Here is a 553-nt window from a genome sequence, read left to right on the forward strand (position 1 = left end):
TCGACGAACTTGCGTCGCGCATGCGCCCAGCAACCAGCGTGCGTCATGCCGTTACGCCGCACGACCTCGGCGTAGCCTTCATAGCCATCGGTGACCAGGCAACCCGCATAGTCACCCAACAGGCGCACGGGCACGCGCCCGGCACGGCTGGGATCATAGGCGAACAGCACGGTCTGTTGCCCAGGCGGCCCGCCTCGCTGCACCCACATATAGGAGTTGGCGCTGGCCTTGCGTTCCTCTTCTTGATTGACCTGAAGCGTGGTCTCATCCATGTGGATCAAGGGTGATGTCAGCAGATGTTGCCGCAGCGTCTCAATCAGCGGTGATAGGCGCCCACCCGCCTGCACCATCCAACGGGCCAGGGTATTGCGCGGGATCTCGGCGCCGTGCCGGGCAAAGATCTGGCTCTGCCGGTAAAGCGGCAAAGCATCCTGGTACTTGGCGGTGGCCACGTAAGCCAACAGGGTGGCACTGGCATTGCTCTTGGGCAGGAGTTTGGCCGGTGCCGGGGCTGTCTGGATGTTTTCTTCGCAGGTTGGGCAGGCGTATTTGC

At 62.7% G+C, this 553-nt stretch carries 1 protein-coding gene; it reads right to left on the minus strand.

What is annotated here, in order from left to right; translation table 11 throughout:
- Window positions 1-553 (minus strand): IS66 family transposase (tnpC, locus tag M8006_RS17760; protein WP_250084551.1); only part of this gene is annotated, 553 nt, incomplete at both ends.

It is taken from the genome of Halomonas llamarensis (genome assembly GCF_023555005.1).
Taxonomy (GTDB): domain Bacteria; phylum Pseudomonadota; class Gammaproteobacteria; order Pseudomonadales; family Halomonadaceae; genus Vreelandella; species Vreelandella llamarensis.